13 protein-coding genes are annotated in these 16,415 nt (G+C 38.5%); 4 read left to right on the forward strand and 9 right to left on the reverse strand.

Going from position 1 to position 16,415, the window contains the following annotated elements; all coding sequences use genetic code 11:
• Positions 1–37: 37 nt before the first annotated feature.
• Positions 38–1,225 carry a class I SAM-dependent rRNA methyltransferase gene (locus ACM26V_RS16720; protein ID WP_416147873.1) on the reverse strand — a complete coding sequence of 396 codons (1,188 nt, stop codon included), beginning with the start codon at positions 1,223–1,225 and terminating at the stop codon, positions 38–40.
• Positions 1,226–1,567: 342 nt separating this feature from the next.
• Between ACM26V_RS16720 and ACM26V_RS16725 the strand changes: the two genes are divergently transcribed.
• Positions 1,568–2,230, forward strand: a complete 663-nt coding sequence (locus ACM26V_RS16725) for a queuosine precursor transporter (RefSeq protein ID WP_416147874.1) — start codon at positions 1,568–1,570, stop codon at positions 2,228–2,230.
• Positions 2,220–2,708, forward strand: a complete 489-nt coding sequence (gene queF, locus ACM26V_RS16730; protein WP_416147875.1) for a preQ(1) synthase — start codon at positions 2,220–2,222, stop codon at positions 2,706–2,708. The genes ACM26V_RS16725 and queF overlap by 11 nt, the downstream gene beginning before the upstream one ends.
• 158 nt (positions 2,709–2,866) lie before the next feature.
• Here the strand turns inward: queF and yidC are convergent, their stop codons facing one another.
• From yidC to ACM26V_RS16770, 8 genes are all read right to left on the reverse strand, one after another.
• Complete coding sequence (gene yidC / locus ACM26V_RS16735; protein WP_416147876.1) at positions 2,867–3,715, reverse strand: membrane protein insertase YidC; 849 nt, start codon at positions 3,713–3,715, stop codon at positions 2,867–2,869.
• The gene (locus ACM26V_RS16740) at positions 3,667–4,023 is read right to left on the reverse strand and encodes a hypothetical protein (RefSeq protein ID WP_416147877.1); all 357 of its coding nucleotides are present in this window, start codon (positions 4,021–4,023) and stop codon (positions 3,667–3,669) included. The genes yidC and ACM26V_RS16740 overlap by 49 nt, the downstream gene beginning before the upstream one ends.
• A gap of 813 nt (positions 4,024–4,836) precedes the next feature.
• Positions 4,837–8,100 carry an ATP-binding protein gene (locus ACM26V_RS16745; RefSeq protein ID WP_416147878.1) on the reverse strand — a complete coding sequence of 1,088 codons (3,264 nt, stop codon included), beginning with the start codon at positions 8,098–8,100 and terminating at the stop codon, positions 4,837–4,839.
• Positions 8,097–8,468 carry a response regulator transcription factor gene (locus tag ACM26V_RS16750; RefSeq protein ID WP_416147879.1) on the reverse strand — a complete coding sequence of 124 codons (372 nt, stop codon included), beginning with the start codon at positions 8,466–8,468 and terminating at the stop codon, positions 8,097–8,099. Before ACM26V_RS16750 ends, ACM26V_RS16745 begins: the two co-directional genes overlap by 4 nt.
• Positions 8,469–8,478: 10 nt before the next feature.
• The gene (locus ACM26V_RS16755) at positions 8,479–9,897 is read right to left on the reverse strand and encodes a glycosyltransferase family 2 protein (protein ID WP_416147880.1); all 1,419 of its coding nucleotides are present in this window, start codon (positions 9,895–9,897) and stop codon (positions 8,479–8,481) included.
• Positions 9,897–10,943, reverse strand: a complete 1,047-nt coding sequence (locus ACM26V_RS16760) for a hypothetical protein (protein ID WP_416147881.1) — start codon at positions 10,941–10,943, stop codon at positions 9,897–9,899. The genes ACM26V_RS16755 and ACM26V_RS16760 overlap by 1 nt, the downstream gene beginning before the upstream one ends.
• Positions 10,943–12,589 (reverse strand): response regulator, encoded by a 1,647-nt coding sequence (locus ACM26V_RS16765; RefSeq protein ID WP_416147882.1) that lies wholly within the window; start codon positions 12,587–12,589, stop codon positions 10,943–10,945. Before ACM26V_RS16765 ends, ACM26V_RS16760 begins: the two co-directional genes overlap by 1 nt.
• A gap of 176 nt (positions 12,590–12,765) precedes the next feature.
• Positions 12,766–13,761, reverse strand: a complete 996-nt coding sequence (locus ACM26V_RS16770) for a Gfo/Idh/MocA family protein (RefSeq protein ID WP_416147883.1) — start codon at positions 13,759–13,761, stop codon at positions 12,766–12,768.
• Between the two features lie 296 nt (positions 13,762–14,057).
• Between ACM26V_RS16770 and ACM26V_RS16775 the strand changes: the two genes are divergently transcribed.
• Both ACM26V_RS16775 and thrC read left to right on the forward strand, forming a co-directional pair.
• On the forward strand, positions 14,058–15,359 hold the full coding sequence (locus ACM26V_RS16775) for a homoserine dehydrogenase (protein ID WP_416147884.1): 1,302 nt from the start codon (positions 14,058–14,060) through the stop codon (positions 15,357–15,359).
• The gene (gene thrC / locus ACM26V_RS16780) at positions 15,356–16,414 is read left to right on the forward strand and encodes a threonine synthase (RefSeq protein ID WP_416147885.1); all 1,059 of its coding nucleotides are present in this window, start codon (positions 15,356–15,358) and stop codon (positions 16,412–16,414) included. Before ACM26V_RS16775 ends, thrC begins: the two co-directional genes overlap by 4 nt.
• The last annotated feature ends 1 nt before the right edge of the window (position 16,415 follow it).

Genomic DNA, 16,415 nt, shown 5'->3' on the forward strand with positions numbered 1-16,415 from the left:
TACTCTTTTGCTAAGTGTTTTCCCTCTTCTTCACACTCTATACTCTTTGAATGAACAACACTTTCAAATAATCGCCTTCAGGGTAGGCAGGGTGCACACGAAAATCATCTGGCAACGAATAGTTCTCGATGATTTTGAAACCAAGTCCTAATTCAGTGAATGCTTTATCGACAAATCCGCGGAATTTTTTGCGACTAACAGCTGAATGATTTGTCGATGCAATGATAACCCCATCATCTTCTGTGATTGCAATTGCTTGTTTTAATAAGTCCTTATAATCTTTTGCAGCACTGAAGGTCGTTTTTTTTGAACGAGCAAAGCTAGGTGGATCAAGAATCACAGTATCGTAACGCTTTTCTTTCTTAACAGCTCGTTTGAAAAACTTAAATACATCTTCCACATAAATTTCGTGTTCTTGGTAATCCAATTCATTTAGCGCAAATTGTTCGATCGTCTTCGGTAAACTGCGATTCGCTAAGTCGACACTAGTTGTTTTTGCTGCAGACCCTAAAGCCGCAAAGATTGAGAACGCACCCGTATAAGAAAATGTATTAAGCACTGTCTTTCCGTATGCGTAACGATCACGAATTGCTTTTCTTACATCCCGTTGATCGAGGAATACCCCCACCATTGCCCCTTCGTTTAAATAGACAGCAATATTAACACCATTTTCTTGAACAATTAACGGAAATTCTCCGCGATCCCCCGTGACAAAATCATCATCGTCAAGATACTTTCCGTCAGTTGCAAAACGTTTCTTCTCATAAATCCCCTGAAAATTCGTGTTTTTTGAGATTGCCTCAACGACGTTATTTTTAAATTGATAAATGCCTTCGCTATAAAAATTAATCAAGTAATATCCGTCGAAATAATCAATTGTTATTCCACCAATCCCATCGCCCTCACCGTTAAAAACGCGAAAAGCAGTTGTGTCCGGGTCATCATAAAAGGCGGTTCGTTGTTCGACTGCTTTACTTATTTTTTCGTCAAAAAGGGTTTGATTGAGCGCTTGATCTTTTTTGTTGGTAACAATCCAACCAACCCCTTTGTTTTGCAGACCATAGTATGCTTTGCCTATGTATACGCCTTGCTCATCGACCACGTTTAAATGTTGCCCTGGCGTTTTCAACACGTGTGGATTTACGAGTGCTTCCTTCATTAGCAAAGGATAGCCTGATTGATATTTATTTGATTGCGCCTTTATGACTTTAATTGTCGTTTCCATAGATCCGTTCCTCCATTCCGTCTTGTCTATCATACCGAAATTTATTAGTAATTGAAATGGATGACGATAACGGTTTTCGTTAATCCTTGCAGTGGGCTATAACATTGGCTCGGTAATTTTAAAAAAATAGCTAACATAGTATTATTTTTAGGTTAGTTTGCTTACCTTTTAGATCAAAATGTGCTAAAGTATACGGTTGAGCGGAGTTCGTAACCATCCTCCGCTATAAAAACTAAAACTAGGATGTGGTTTGTATGAAAAGATGGAAAGTGGCTTACAATCGGTTAAATTGTAAAACGATGTTAGCTGAAGATTCGTTTGTGACTCTTGGGATAAAACGAGGTGGTCACGTTGACGAAACAAGATAAATTAATTTTGCTAGCTGGAATTTTCTTTACAGCTTTGTTTGTGTCTAATGTGGTTTCCACAAAGCTATTTTCGATGGGATCGATCGTTTTAACAGCGGGGATTTTAACATACCCTCTGACTTTCTTGATCTCAGATTCGATTTCTGAAGTTTTTGGAAAAAATACAGCAAAAAAAGTTGTATTGATTGGATTATTTACGAATTTACTAATGCTCGTCTTCTTCTTCGGAGCGGTTCATTTACCTCCTGCTGGGTTTTGGGAAATGCAAGCGGAGTTTGAAATGATTTTAGGTGCAGTTCCGCGTGTGGTTGCCGCTTCTCTAGTTGCCTATTTTATCTCTCAACTATTCGATGTCCACTTATTCGATAAACTGAAGCAATTGACGAACGGTAAACATTTATGGCTTCGAAACAATGGTAGCACGTTAACAAGCCAATTGCTTGATTCCGCAATTTTTGTCACGATTGCGTTCGCTGGAACGATGCCGTTAGGCGCATTATTGACGATGATGGTTACTCAGTACCTCGTCAAACTTGTGATCGCTTTAGGAGATACACCATTTATATACTTAACAGTCAAGTGGCTGAAAAAAGAAACAAAAGTCACTGAAAAGGAGGAAACATCTTATGTCTCATAACCGAGAAAATGAAGTTCATTTACTGGGAAATAAACAAGTGGAATACAGCATGGATTACAATCCATCCATTCTTGAATCGGTTAAAAACCGTCATCCACATCGGAATTTTTTCGTGAAATTCAATTGTCCTGAATTCACGAGCCTTTGTCCAATAACAGCACAGCCTGACTTTGCAACGATTTATATTAGTTATATTCCTAATGAAAAAATGGTTGAAAGTAAATCGTTGAAGCTATATTTATTTAGTTTTAGAAATCACGGGGATTTTCACGAAGATTGTATGAATACGATCCTCGATGATTTAGTGGCATTAATGGATCCGCGTTATATTGAGGTCTGGGGTAAATTTACACCTCGTGGTGGTATTTCGATTGATCCGTATGTCAATTACGGTCAACCAGAAACGAAGTGGGTCAATTTTGCTGAAAGTCGCTTGCTCCAGCATGACTTATATCCAGAGCACGTTGACCATCGGTAGTTAGTATATTTCAGAGACGTTATAGCGTGGATGTGATGCTGCTTTAGTTGCTTCGAATTTAGGCAGCGTATTTCATTAGGTTTTTTCGCGTTCAATCTTATCGACAAAAAAACACCTGCAAAGTGCTGTCGACCAGCTCCTGCAGGTGTTTTTAGTAATTAATCTGTCTCGACGGCTGGTTTTAATGCTGGTTTCTTTTCACGGTACATCCATTTAAATAGGACGGTTTGGAAGATGAGAAACAAACCACCTACCGTCCAGTATAGCGGTAAGGCAGCGGCAACATTGAATGAAAATACCCCCATAAGAATTGGTGTGAGGTACCCGAGCATTGCCATCTGCTTTTGTTGTGCAGCGTTCGTACCCGTAGGCGAAACTGAAGATTGCATCCCTTTTTGCGAAACTCTAAACTGGAAAAAATAAACTCCAGCAGCGAGAAATGGCAAGATCATGTCGGTTGTTCCAAGGTTAAACCAAAGGAAACTGTGCTCCGCAATTTCTGGGGTGCGCATGATTGCTTGGTAGAAGCCAATCAATATTGGAAATTGGATCAACATAGGCAAACAACCCATCGACGTAATTGGATTGAAGTTATGCGTCTGATAAAGTTCCATCATTTCCTTTTGCATATTTTGCTTGTCTTCTGCTGACTTTTTATCTTTGTATTTCTCTTTCAAGTCGTTCATTTCTGGTTGAATAATAGCCATTTTTTCACGCGTTAACATTTGTGTTTTGTATTGCTTCATCATTAGTGGCAAGAGCGCTGATCGTATCAACAGCGTCGTGAAAACTATCGATAAACCGTAATTTCCACTGAAAATGCCAGCCAGGAATTTGATCAAGAATGAAATTGGATAAATGATGTAGTGGTTAAACACACCTGCTGTGTCGGCGTCAACTGGTTCGAAACTAGCTTGACAGCCACTGAAAACAAGGAGCAGCAAACCTCCTATTACAATTAACGCACTATATTTTGAAAGCCTAGTGAATACAGATTTTTTTCCCACATGAATCCTCCTCGAAGTTGTGTTAGTACTGATATCGAGAAGGATGAATAGTCGGAATCATCCTCAGGTCCCTCTTTACGTTTCATGATACGTGTGATCCATGTATGTCTCTTAATGTGATGATCTTGGAGCATTTTCTCGGGAACCATCAGATTACGCCAAGAATGTAGTTGTTTTTCGGTCATCGATCGATTGGCGGCTGACGATTCATGAGCCATAAATTCGATCAAATGTGCGCCAGCAAACGTCATGTATAAACTAACTGTGATAAGTACAGGGATTAAATCATGTGAGAATTCAAACATCATCTGCATTCACCTCCTTTTGTAACGTTCTAGTTTAGTAAAATTATTATCGTTGAAATAGTTGCAAATGTCAAAGGCTATTCGATGACAATTGGATATCTTGTTGCTGGCGTGGTGCTTTTGGATGGCAATGCTTCTAATAGTGAAGTGCCGCATCTTTTCTAGTCTGGATCGCTTTGGGATACAAGTTGTTCCTTCTTGTGACCCTTCTTTCCTAATTCTACTCGCTTTGGGGCACAAGACGTTCCTTCTTGTGACCCTTCTTTCCTAATTCTACTCGCCTTGGGGCACAAGACGCTTCCTCTTGTGACCCTTCCTTTCTAATTCTACTCGCCTTGGGGCACAAGACGTTCCTTCTTGTGACCCTTCCCTCCAAATTCCACTCGCCTTAGGTCACAAGACGTTCCTTCTTGTGACCCTTTCTTCCTAATTCCTCCTCCCTTAGGTCACAAGACGCTTCCTCTTGTGACCCTTCTTTCCTAATTCCACTCGCCTTGGGGCACAAGACGTTCCTTCTTGTGACCCTTCTTTCCTAATTCTACTCGCCTTAGGTCACAAGACGTTCCTTCTTGTGACCCTTCTTTCCTAATTCTACTCGCCTTAGGTCACAAGACGTTCCTTCTTGTGACCCTTCCCTCCAAATTCCACTCGCCTTAGGTCACAAGACGCTTCCTCTTGTGACCCGTCTTTCCTAATTCCACTCGCCTTAGGTCACAAGCGACTACTTCTTGTACTGTCTAAGTAACCTGTGATTCAAAAAATAATGTACAAGAGGAGTCCCCTTGTACATTAAATCAGCTTGGCTTGAAAAAATACTTACTCTTCTCCGTCATCACTAGGAAAAAGCACTTCACCAGATTGATTGTGATGGGATTTTACAAACTGTAATAATGCCGTTGATAATTTATCAGGTGGATATGGTTTCGTTAAATACTCGTTTACTTGATATAGTTCAACCTTTTCATCAGATCTATCAAGAGCCGATGAGATGATAATTGGTAAATTCTTTGTTTTTTGATTCGATTTGAGCGTTTGAATCAGTTCCCAGCCATCCATGTCATCACCAAGCATAAGATCAACTACGACAGCCGTTAAATCGAGTCGAACAATATCTTCATATGCATTTTGTGGATCATAATGATGAATCACACGGAAACCATTCGCCTTTAATTCTTCAGATAGAAGAAGAGCAAGGCTAGTATCATCTTCTATAATCATCACTGTTCCAGGTAGATTATTAGATGGATTTATGCCAATTTTCGTACTCCCTTCCATAGAAACTTCCTCTAGTAGTGGTAAGCTAAAATAAAAAGTAGAGCCGGTGCCTTCTTCTGATTCCACCCAAATCGATCCACCATGCTGATCAATGATTTCTTTTGCTATTGCTAGTCCTAAGCCAGTTCCACCAATTTTTTTTCGATCAGTTTGATCAATTCGATGAAATTTACTAAATAATTTATCGACAGCTTCATGTGGAATCCCTAATCCGTGGTCTTCGATGCTGACAACCATCTGGTTGTTTTCATTTTGCATTTTTACCGTGATATTCCCTCCATCAGGAGAAAATTTAACTGCATTACTAATCAGGTTTGTTAATACTTGCTCTAGTCTTTCAAAATCAGCTTTCACTTTTACGTAGACCGACTCATCTACAAATGAAAGTTGGTGCGTATTCACATGTTTAAAGTTATTCATCACATCCATAACGATACTATCTAGCGAACAAGTGGTCATCTCATATTTTTGCTTCCCTGATTCCATGCGCTGAAGATCAAGAAAATCATTTATCAAGTTCGTTAATCGTTTCGCTTCTCTGTAAATAGTATCAAGATATTTTCTTTGTCTTTCTGGTTTTAAGTCTTTTTTCAATAATAATTCTGTAAACCCCAATACACTCGACAAAGGGGTTCGAAGTTCATGGCTAACAGTGCTTACTAATTCTGATTTCATTTGGTCGAGCTCATGTTCATTCGTAATATCTCTATGAACAAAAATAGTTCCAACGCGTTCTTGATCATCATTAAAAACGCTCGAAGCATATACTTCGACAACCTTTTCTCCGTTTTTATCATCGAGAATATATTGATGATTCATTCCTCCAAAATAATGTTTTTCTATCGATTTATTAAAGAAGTCAGCAGTTATCTCAGGATCGACAATTTTTTTAGTGAATGCTTTAATCCACTTATCTTTAGTAACCTGCTTCTTGTTTCTACCCTCTTTGTAGCTAACCATCTCAAACATCTTTTCATTAACCTGAATCATTTCACCATCGTTGGAAACAAAATGAATGCCTTCATTTATATTGTTAATAATATCTTGGTTCACCTTTCTAGAGTCTTCCATTTCCTCATAAATAAGTACTCTCTCTAACGCAATCGAGACTCTGTTCATAATTCCATCGATCTCCACAAGGTCCTTTTCACTGACCGGTCTTCCAACCTTTGTCGCTGCAAAGATAGCCATTGCCTCACCATTTGCATTTCGAATCGTCGTATAATAGTCAAAAGCATCAATTTTTTCTGGTACAAGACCTTGTTCTGCTACCGTCGCATTTCTAGTGACAGTAATGTGATTTTGACTTTTTAATCTTGCTAGTAATTCAGTATGATCCCGGTCGATAAAATCGGCAATCGACGTTTCCGTGAGGCCCATTGCTTGGTATATTGGTTCATCTAAGATCATCATTACACTTTTATCGAATTCATATAATTTATTTATATAACTGAAAACAGTAGAAACAAAATTTTCTTTCCCTAAGTTCAATGACATGGCATGATTTAATTGATTATAACGTTCTAATTTATCTTTCGTTTTCTCAGTTTGATTGAGTGAATCCTTTAATTTATGCTGGGTCTGCTTCGATCCTGTAATATCTAATCCAATCGCAATATACTGATAGGGTTGACCATATTCATTTACATACGGAACAACCGTCATTTGTAACCATATATTCGTCCCGTCTTTTTTACTAAAACGGACTTCACCATTCCAAATCGAACCTGATTGCACTTTTTGTTTTATTTTCTGAAAAAAAACATGGTCCTCTTTGCTCACTTGCAACAGTTTAAAAGATTTCCCTACTGCATCTTCCTCTTTATATTGAGTAGAAATAGTGAATTTTTCATTTACGTAGGTGAATACGCCATTTTTATCAATCGACGTTACGAGAGAAAACTGATTCATTGCCTTCGTCATATTTTCGATGTCAGCAATGTAATAATTAACTTGCTCTTGACTATCGTTAATTTCATCTTGCTGCGCTTGTAATTCTTCATTTTGTGCCGTTAATTCTTCCTCTTTTCCTTGGATCACTTGCGCCATTTCATAAAAAGATTGATTTAATTCCCCTATCTCGTCTTGTCTTTTTTCCATATTATGGGATACAGAGACATCTTCTCCATTCGCTAACGCATTGACTTCTTGTTTTAAGTGCTCGATTGGCCTTAGTACCTTACTTAATAAATAGCCCCCTAATACCATCAATAGAATGATAATTACTGCACTTAAACCCATTGTCATTAATGTATACTGGTTGGCTGTATTAATAGATTGATCGTATATCTCATCCATTCGTTCGGCTGACTCTACTTCGGTCGCTCTCGTAAAAGTGAGAAATTCATTAATAGTGTCGGTAACTCCACTATTAGCAAGCATCCGAAGACTCTCATAATCATTATTTTCTACATAAAAAATTGCTGTTGGAACCGTATTCTCTTCAAATTCTGTTACAAAAGCAACCAAATTTTCATATAATATTCTCTCTTGCTCTGACTCTGCATACTCATCAAACTCATCCAAATGACTTTTGAATTCCCTCTTGCTGCTATAAAAACGGTTCAATTCCCTTTCATCTTTATATGCATAATATCCTCTTGAACGAAAGACCATATCATTATAGGAATCTTCCATATCATTGACGAGATTTGCTTTAGCGTGGATCTGTTGTCTTTCAAGCTCCAATTCATCTAAAACAGAGGTTAGATGAAAATAATATGTCGTCCCTAACAGCGTTAGCAAAAATGATAAAATAACCGCAATGACAATAAATGTGGATCGGATACTTTTAAACACACTCATTTCAGCCCTTCCGCAAAAATTTGCTTGATCATCACTACTAACTCTGACGGACTAAATGGTTTGGCCATGAAATAATCAGCTCCTGCTTCTATTGCTTCTTGTTTATCTTTCGCTTGCGCCTTGGCTGTTAACATGACCAATCTCGTACTTTTCTTCACTTCATCAGATAGACTTTTCACAACTTCAATTCCTGTTTTTTCTGGCATCATATAATCTAGAATGGTAAGATCGTAATTACCTTTCTCAAGCATTGCTAGCGCCTCCGCGCCATTTTCAGCTTCGTCAATGTCAAAACCTTCGTCTTCTAATGTATCGACAATGAGCATTCTAAGTATTTCTTCATCGTCTGCTACAAGTATTTTTTTCATAAAGTGCCTCCTACTTTTCATCGTTCGAAATACCTTTTCGATTCATATTTCCCCAATCTGATTTTTTTCGTAAGCTATGAACTAACCCTTCACATCGCCACCATACCAAGAGCGGTCGATACCAAAACGTCTCAGTCAATGCCCAAATAAATAAGATGACGACACTCCTTAAATCAGGATACTTATGGTATGTCCACTCTTCTAGTAACACCGCTAAAGCTGAGAGTAAAGAACCATACATAACCGTAACGAGAAACATCACGATTGCGACCTCAATTGAAATAAATGAAAAGAGCAGCCCAAAAATAATCACAAAATAACCTAACAGTTCAAAGACAGAACTTAATAATTCTACGAATAAATAATACGGCATTGAAAAGAGTCCAACCCCTTTGTATTTCGGATTAAACATCATTTTTCTATGTGTCCATAGTGTTTCTGCCAAACCTCTTTGCCATCGTTTTCTCTGAGAACGAAGTGACGCAAGCGTAGACGGTGCTTCTGTCCAGCAAACGGGGTCTTGAATATATTCAATTCGTTGATCGGACTTTTCATCTTTAATCGAACGATGTATCCGAACAATCAACTCCATATCTTCTCCGACCGTTTTTGAATTGTAGCCACCTACTTTTATGACTCTACTTTTCTCAAAAACTCCAAAAGCACCAGAAATAATAAGGAGAATATTCATCCGACTCAAACCTAACCGACCTATTAGAAAAGCTCTAAAATATTCGATAATTTGCATTATAACGAGTGGTTGCTTCGGTAGTGAAATCTTTTCAACTTCACTATGATTGATCGTCGATCCGTTAGCGATTCTTACTGTTCCACCTGTTGCAGTAACCAATCCATTGGAGTCAATAATCGGCTTCATCGTTTTTAATAAGGCATCCCGATCCAAGATCGAGTCCCCATCTACGGCTGAAAAGTAAGGGTACCGTGAAAAGTTAATTCCGACATTAAGAGCGTCAGCCTTCCCTCCATTTTCCTTCTGAACTAAAAATAAGTGTGGATAAAGCGATGATTGATATGCACTTTTAATGAGTTCTGTTTGCACATATTTCCGCATCGCTAAATCGATTTTTTCCATATTAAATTGCTTAATGACTCTTTCGCTCGTTGAGTCGTTCGATCCATCGTCAATCACAATCACTTCGAATTGCGGGTAATCTAGCCCCAACATGGAGCGAACCGTGCTAATGATTCCAACTTCTTCATTGAAAGCTGGTACAAGCACCGAGACGGGAAATGTATCTTTATTAATCGAGATACCTTCAATTTGTTCCTTTCGATTCAACTTACTTTCTCGCTTTACTCGCGGACTGCCAATTGCAAATAAGACAACATAGGTGAATCCAACAAGCAACATATAAACAATGATGATCAGCGCTATAATTTGAATAGCCAAAGACATTCCTTCATTCATTATAGGTGCCCCTCTCTCATCGTTAATGTTTGTTGTGCCATGTCCCTTGCGTAAGTATCTTCATGATGAGTAGATATATATTCCAATAATATTTCTCCATCGGGAACCTTTTTTATCGCATCACAAGCTGCAAATCGAACCCACCAAATCTGATCACCTGCAAGAAAAACCAGATCATCATTATATTCTGTTAAAGTCATAATTCCTGTCAATTTTGCAGCGTACATTCTCTCTTCCCATTGCTCTGAAACAAAAAAACGACGGATCCAAGTTGTATCCGTACAATATTGGTACTGACATAAACTACGAAGGGCTCTTAGTCGAACTTCTTTCCGTGAATCGTCTATTTTTTTCTCAATAAATGATAAAAATTCATAGTTCCCAGACTCTCCACAATAGTCTATAAATGCCAATTCTATTGACTCAGGTACTAACTGATCTTTTTTTTCTAGTTCTGTTAGTAGTCTATGAAAAGAGTTGGGTGTAAATCTACGGAACAACTCCTTCGTCAAGCCTATAGGAATTTCGCCTTGCTGGACAATATAATTAATCATTCGTTCGTCTTGGAGCGATGCGAGAACTTTTAACGTCTGTCTGTACTCTTCATCTTCATGTCTTAAGGAAAGGAGGTGTTCCCATACCTTTTCCTTGAGATCTATTAGCATGAACTCTTCAATGAAATAAAGTGCATTTATACGATCTGCCCAACTACTTTCAGTTAACTTTGTTTGATAGATCGTTGATAAATGTGTTTGAGCTATCTCTTGAATTCGCTTTTTCTCAAATGGACTCGCAGTGTTGTCTGCTACTCCATTTAACAATCTTTCTAACACTTCCACATGAATCTTTTCGGATTTAGGAAGTCTTGGTTCAATTGCCGCATCTCCACTAATATAAGAAAGATATTTCGCCTGTACTTTCAATTGAACATCTTCAACTTTTTTTTCGAAGCGAGCTTGACTTGATTTACTAATAAGAATATAAACTAGCAAAAGCAACTGAATAAGTAACAGTGACCCTGCCGTCCATAATGCGACTTGAATCATCAGTTATACACTCTTTCAATTAAACGGTCCAACCTCGCTGCGATTTCTTGAACATTAAAAGGCTTCAACATATAATCATCCGCTCCTATATTTAAAGCACGTGCGACTTCAAGTTCACCTTTACGGGCGGTCAACATCGAAACGATAATGTTATCGTTTCCATATGTTTCTCTAATTTTTTGTAACACTTCGATTCCGTCCATTTTTGGCATGACACCATCAAGTAAAATGACATACTGCTGATTTACTTCATACCAAGAGTCTTCCAGAAACGCAAGACCATCTGGATAGGCCTTTATCTTAATTGGACGCGAGGAGATCGCCTGTCTTTTTGTAAAGTGATGAATCAACATTTCTCGAACCATTCGATCGTCGTCGACAATGATAAGCGTCACCTCATCTTTTGTTTTCAGTTTCTCTAGTGTTTCTTCATAGACAGATGATTGATTTCTCCCCGTATCTTTCGCATAGTATAGTGCTTTATCTGCTTGTTCGATAATAACTTTCCTATGAAGATTTGAGTCGTTCACTTCCTTAATTCCAGCAGAGAATTTGACAGATAAATGACCAGTTTCCGTCTGAATTTCTACTTGGCTAAACTCGTCGCGCCAACGAGAAATTGTCTCCATCGCCTGTTCCGCAGTCTTATTCGGCAACACAACAGCAAATTCCTCTCCTCCATAGCGACTAATTGTATCTTCTAAATCTTTTATTTTCACAAAAGTATCTACAAAGACCTTTAATACTTCATCTCCCACTTGATGACCATGAGTATCATTAACCTTTTTAAAATGATCCAAGTCCACCAAAGAGAACGAATAAACACTGCTTATCCCTCGCTTAAGTAGTTGCATCTGAGTGGCAAGCTCACTCGCAAGAAACTTACGGTTAAACGCACCTGTTAGTTCATCTTGCACAATTTGCGTGAGAATGTGTTCCCTTGAAAGCATACGATTGTTGATAAAAGGGATAAAAATATCTTTTTCGATCGGTTTACCAATGAAATCATGAGCGCCTAGTTCATAGGCTCTTCTTCTATTTTCATTTGAGGTATAGGCACTAACCATCATCACTGGAGTGAAATCTTGTCGTGCTTTCTCTATAATTCGAGCGAGTACAGAGATTCCTTCAATATCTGGCAGGACATAATCGATGATAATCATACTCGGTTTCATACTATAAAATAACTCGAGACCCTTTTCTCCCGTCAGAGCAATTACCACTTGAAAGCCATTTTCTTCAAGAAAATCTTTTAAGAATGTAACAAATTCGACATCATCATCTATTAAGAGAATGAATGGGATCTCCTCTTGACTGGAAATAAGAGTATCACTGTTTGACTCTACCTGAGTTGCTGCATTAGACGACCTCTCTTCAACTTGAAATTCAGGAAATAAACCTTCCAATCGTTGAACAAATGATCCCCACTCATCTTCTTTCCATTTATCTTCACTTTTTTCATTTACTAATAGGAGAACTTTCCCCGCTTCTTGAGAGAGAGCTCTCATTTCTATCGTTCCAGCCGTACCTTTTATACTGTGAAAAAAACGAAATAATTCATACTCATATACGTACTCTCGCTTTTTCCAGTCGGTAATCGTTTTTTGCAACCGGTCATACATCATTTTTTGATATTTTTTCATCATTTTGATTTGTCACACCTCACTAAAAAATTGCCACTTTGTTCACGACGTTAGTTACATCGATTATACATGTATCTCAACCAAAAAACGACAAAACAATATAAAATACCCCACGCAAAATTAATATGCATGGGGCTATTTCACATAGATCTAATATTGGTCTCGGATGTTTACTTCTGTTACTTCATTCGACTCTCGTCTGCAGGGAAAACCACGTCAAGTTGGTCTCTCGCTTCGGTCATCACGTTTGCTGTTTGCAGGGATGTTTCTAATGAATTGATTTGTGATGACTCATTCTTCCCGCTTATTTTTTCATGAAATACCTGAAGTTCATAACTCATGTCCGCGTTGTTTTGCGGTAGACTTATTTTTTCGACCTGTCCATCAAGGTAGTGAATGTTGATCTTTTCCAGTTTTTGAATATGATCGATCACAATTGTTCCTTTCTCCCCTTGTATTTCTGATGGGAAATGCGATTGTGTGATTTTTGAATACATCGCAACAGCTTCCATGTCAGGATAGGCTAATAGAAGTGTCCCTTCACCATCTACTCCAGATGAAAGCTTCACGCCGGATGCTTTGATACTATCAGGTTTTCCAAATAAATCGATAATTGGATAGACACAGTACAAGCCGATATCCATCAATGCTCCATTTGAAAATGTTGGATCAAACGCATTTAGCACCTTTCCTTCTTTAAAAGCATCATAACGTGATGAATATTGACAGTAACTCGTCACCATTCGTCTAACCGGTCCGATCTTATCAATCGCTGTTCTAAGTTGTTGAAAGTTTGGCAATGCCGTGTTTTTGACTGCTTCCATTAAGATTACCTGATTGTTCTCAGCGGTACGAACCATCTCCGCAACTTCTTGATTATGTGATGCAATCGGTTTTTCACACAAAACATGCTTGCCGTGATTCAAAAATAGTATTGCTTGCTCGGCATGAAAAGCAGTTGGACTGGCAATGTATACGGCATCAATCATGGGGCTTTTTGCCATCTCTTCAAGATTCGTAAAAACATGAGGAGCGTTGTGTTTCTCAGCAAATTCTTCTCCCCGTTGCTTTGTTCTTGAATAGACTGCTGCTAGTTGAAAATCATTAACTTCTTTTCCAGCTTCAATCAACCAATCTGTTATAAAATTTGTTCCAATTACTCCGTATTTAATCATATTTATCTCCTTTATTAATGAAAATTTGTTATATTTAATGTGTACTATTACATTTAAACTTAACTTGAACAATAATACAAAAAAAACAGAAGCACAAAGAGACTTTTTAATTAAATAACGCATAATTGACAGATTTTTCTGAATGCAAACGCGGTCATTGGTGATGGTTTATCTTTCTTTGAGAATTATTTGATTATTTCGCTAAAACGGTTGTTTTATTGCGAAAACCTCTCTATAATGTCCTGTATACAAAAACATATGTGCGTTAATCAGAGACGCTTTAGGAGTGGTGGGAAATGACAAAACAGATGAATATTGGACTACTTGGTTTTGGAACAGTAGGGACAGGTGTCCTACAAATTATTCAAGACCATCAAGATAAATTAGCGCACCAATTAGGTTGTGGTGTGAGCATCAAAAAAATTCTTGTCAATGATCTTAACAAAGAGCGTCAAGTGAAGGTAACGCCTGAACAATTGACATTAGATCCACAAGAAGTTTTAGATAATCCAGATATTGACGTCATTGTCGAAGTGATGGGTGGAATTGAAGATGCACGCAGCTATATTCGTCATGCATTAGAAAATGGGAAACACGTGATCACTGCGAATAAAGATTTAATGGCTGTTCACGGTAGCGAATTACTTCAACTTGCTGACAAACAAGGCTGCGACTTATTTTATGAAGCTAGTGTCGCTGGTGGAATTCCAATCTTAAGAACGTTAGTAGAAGGACTTGCTTCCGATAGAATTACAAAAATAATGGGTATTGTAAACGGAACGACCAATTATATTTTAACAAAAATGACGAAAGAAGGTAGACTCTTTGATGAGGTACTGCAAGAAGCGCAAGCACTAGGCTATGCAGAATCTGATCCTACGGCAGACGTGGAAGGTCTCGATGCTGCACGAAAAATTTCTATCCTTGGTACCCTAGGGTTTTCAATGAACTTAGATCTCGATGATGTTTCTGTCAAAGGAATTACCAAAGTGACAACTCAAGATTTAAATTATGCTGACCAACTTGGTTATACAATGAAACTCGTTGGAATTGCCAATCGAAGTGGTGACAAAGTTGAAGTCAGTGTCCAACCGACGCTAATTCCTCATGAACACCCACTCGCTTCCGTGGATGACGAGTATAATGCGGTGTATGTATATGGTGAAGCCGTTGGTGAAACCATGTTTTACGGTCCAGGTGCCGGTCAGCTTCCGACAGCGACTGCGATTGTTTCTGACTTGGTTGAAGTGTTGAAAAATAAACGACTAGGCGTTAATGGCAATAGCGTTGTCATTCCGCAGTTCAACAAAAAATTACAGACCGATGATGAGATTTTCTCAAAATATTTTTTACGGATCCATGCAAAAGATGTTCCCGGAACCTTTTCTGTACTCACAACGTTATTTGACGAGCAAGGTGTAAGTTTGGAGAAAATCCTACAAGTACCTTTAAATCAGGGGAAATTAGCAGAAATTATTCTCGTCACACATGCTGTAACAAAGAAAAATTATGAAACAGTTATAGAAAAACTAAACGATATAGATGTGGTAGTCGAAGTTAAAAGTAGCTACCGTGTGGAAGGAGAAATGAAAAAATGATGTGGCGTGGATTACTAGAAGAATATAAACAATATTTACCGGTTAATGAAAATACTCCGATGCTTTCTTTACAGGAGGGCAACACGCCTCTGTTACCTTTGAAACATCTGTCTGAGAAATTAGATATTGAGTTACACGTAAAATATGATGGCGCAAATCCTACAGGCTCTTTCAAAGACCGCGGTATGGTTATGGCTGTCGCCAAAGCGAAAGAAGCTGGTAGCGAAGCAATTATGTGTGCGTCTACTGGAAATACTTCAGCTGCGGCCGCAGCTTATGCTGCACAAGCAAAATTACGTTGCCTCGTCGTCATTCCGGATGGTAAAATTGCCGCTGGAAAACTCGCTCAAGCGGTTGTATATGGTGCAGAAATCTTCAAAATCAAAGGGAACTTTGATAATGCGCTAAAGATGGTGCAAAGCTTAGCGAAACAATCACCGATTACACTTGTCAATTCGACGAATCCATTTCGAATCGAAGGGCAAAAAACTTCGGCATTTGAAATTTGCGATGCACTAGGATCAGCACCTGATGTTTTAACAATTCCAGTTGGGAATGCGGGAAATATCACCGCTTATTGGAAAGGATTCCAAGAGTACCATCAAGCGAAAGGTACTGGACTTCCGCAAATGCGTGGATTCGAAGCAGAAGGTTCCGCAGCAATTGTTCGAAATCAAATCATCGATGATCCTGAAACGTTGGCAACAGCGATTCGCATCGGTAATCCTGCAAGTTGGGACAAAGCGGTTCGCGCTTCAGAGGAATCATCTGGAAAAATCGACTTTGTTACCGATGAAGAAATTGTTGAAGCATATAAACTATTAGCTCGTGAAGAAGGTGTTTTCGCCGAACCAGCTTCGGCAGCATCTATTGCTGGGTTAATGAAACAGCTGAAAACAGGAGAAATTAAGAAAGGGTCTCGCGTTGTCTCTGTCTTGACTGGAAATGGATTAAAAGATCCAGACACTGCGATGAATACTGCACCCATTCAACCTGTTGCACTACCAAACGATGAGCAAGTGGTTATTGACCACATGTTAGGTCGGGTGAAATAAT

The organism is Salipaludibacillus sp. HK11, from assembly GCF_047795645.1.
Classification (GTDB): domain Bacteria; phylum Bacillota; class Bacilli; order Bacillales; family Salisediminibacteriaceae; genus Salipaludibacillus.

What these genes read in the sequence shown, in the direction of transcription:
- ACM26V_RS16755 (WP_416147880.1), bottom strand. Translation starts at nt 9,897, where the DNA reads ATGAATGAAGGAATGTCTTTGGCTATTCAAATTATAGCGCTGATCATC.
- ACM26V_RS16750 (WP_416147879.1), bottom strand. Translation starts at nt 8,468, where the DNA reads ATGAAAAAAATACTTGTAGCAGACGATGAAGAAATACTTAGAATGCTC.
- ACM26V_RS16740 (WP_416147877.1), bottom strand. Translation starts at nt 4,023, where the DNA reads ATGATGTTTGAATTCTCACATGATTTAATCCCTGTACTTATCACAGTT.
- ACM26V_RS16745 (WP_416147878.1), bottom strand. Translation starts at nt 8,100, where the DNA reads ATGAGTGTGTTTAAAAGTATCCGATCCACATTTATTGTCATTGCGGTT.
- thrC (WP_416147885.1), top strand. Translation starts at nt 15,356, where the DNA reads ATGATGTGGCGTGGATTACTAGAAGAATATAAACAATATTTACCGGTT.
- ACM26V_RS16775 (WP_416147884.1), top strand. Translation starts at nt 14,058, where the DNA reads ATGACAAAACAGATGAATATTGGACTACTTGGTTTTGGAACAGTAGGG.
- ACM26V_RS16720 (WP_416147873.1), bottom strand. Translation starts at nt 1,225, where the DNA reads ATGGAAACGACAATTAAAGTCATAAAGGCGCAATCAAATAAATATCAA.
- ACM26V_RS16770 (WP_416147883.1), bottom strand. Translation starts at nt 13,761, where the DNA reads ATGATTAAATACGGAGTAATTGGAACAAATTTTATAACAGATTGGTTG.
- ACM26V_RS16760 (WP_416147881.1), bottom strand. Translation starts at nt 10,943, where the DNA reads ATGATTCAAGTCGCATTATGGACGGCAGGGTCACTGTTACTTATTCAG.
- queF (WP_416147875.1), top strand. Translation starts at nt 2,220, where the DNA reads ATGTCTCATAACCGAGAAAATGAAGTTCATTTACTGGGAAATAAACAA.
- ACM26V_RS16765 (WP_416147882.1), bottom strand. Translation starts at nt 12,589, where the DNA reads ATGATGAAAAAATATCAAAAAATGATGTATGACCGGTTGCAAAAAACG.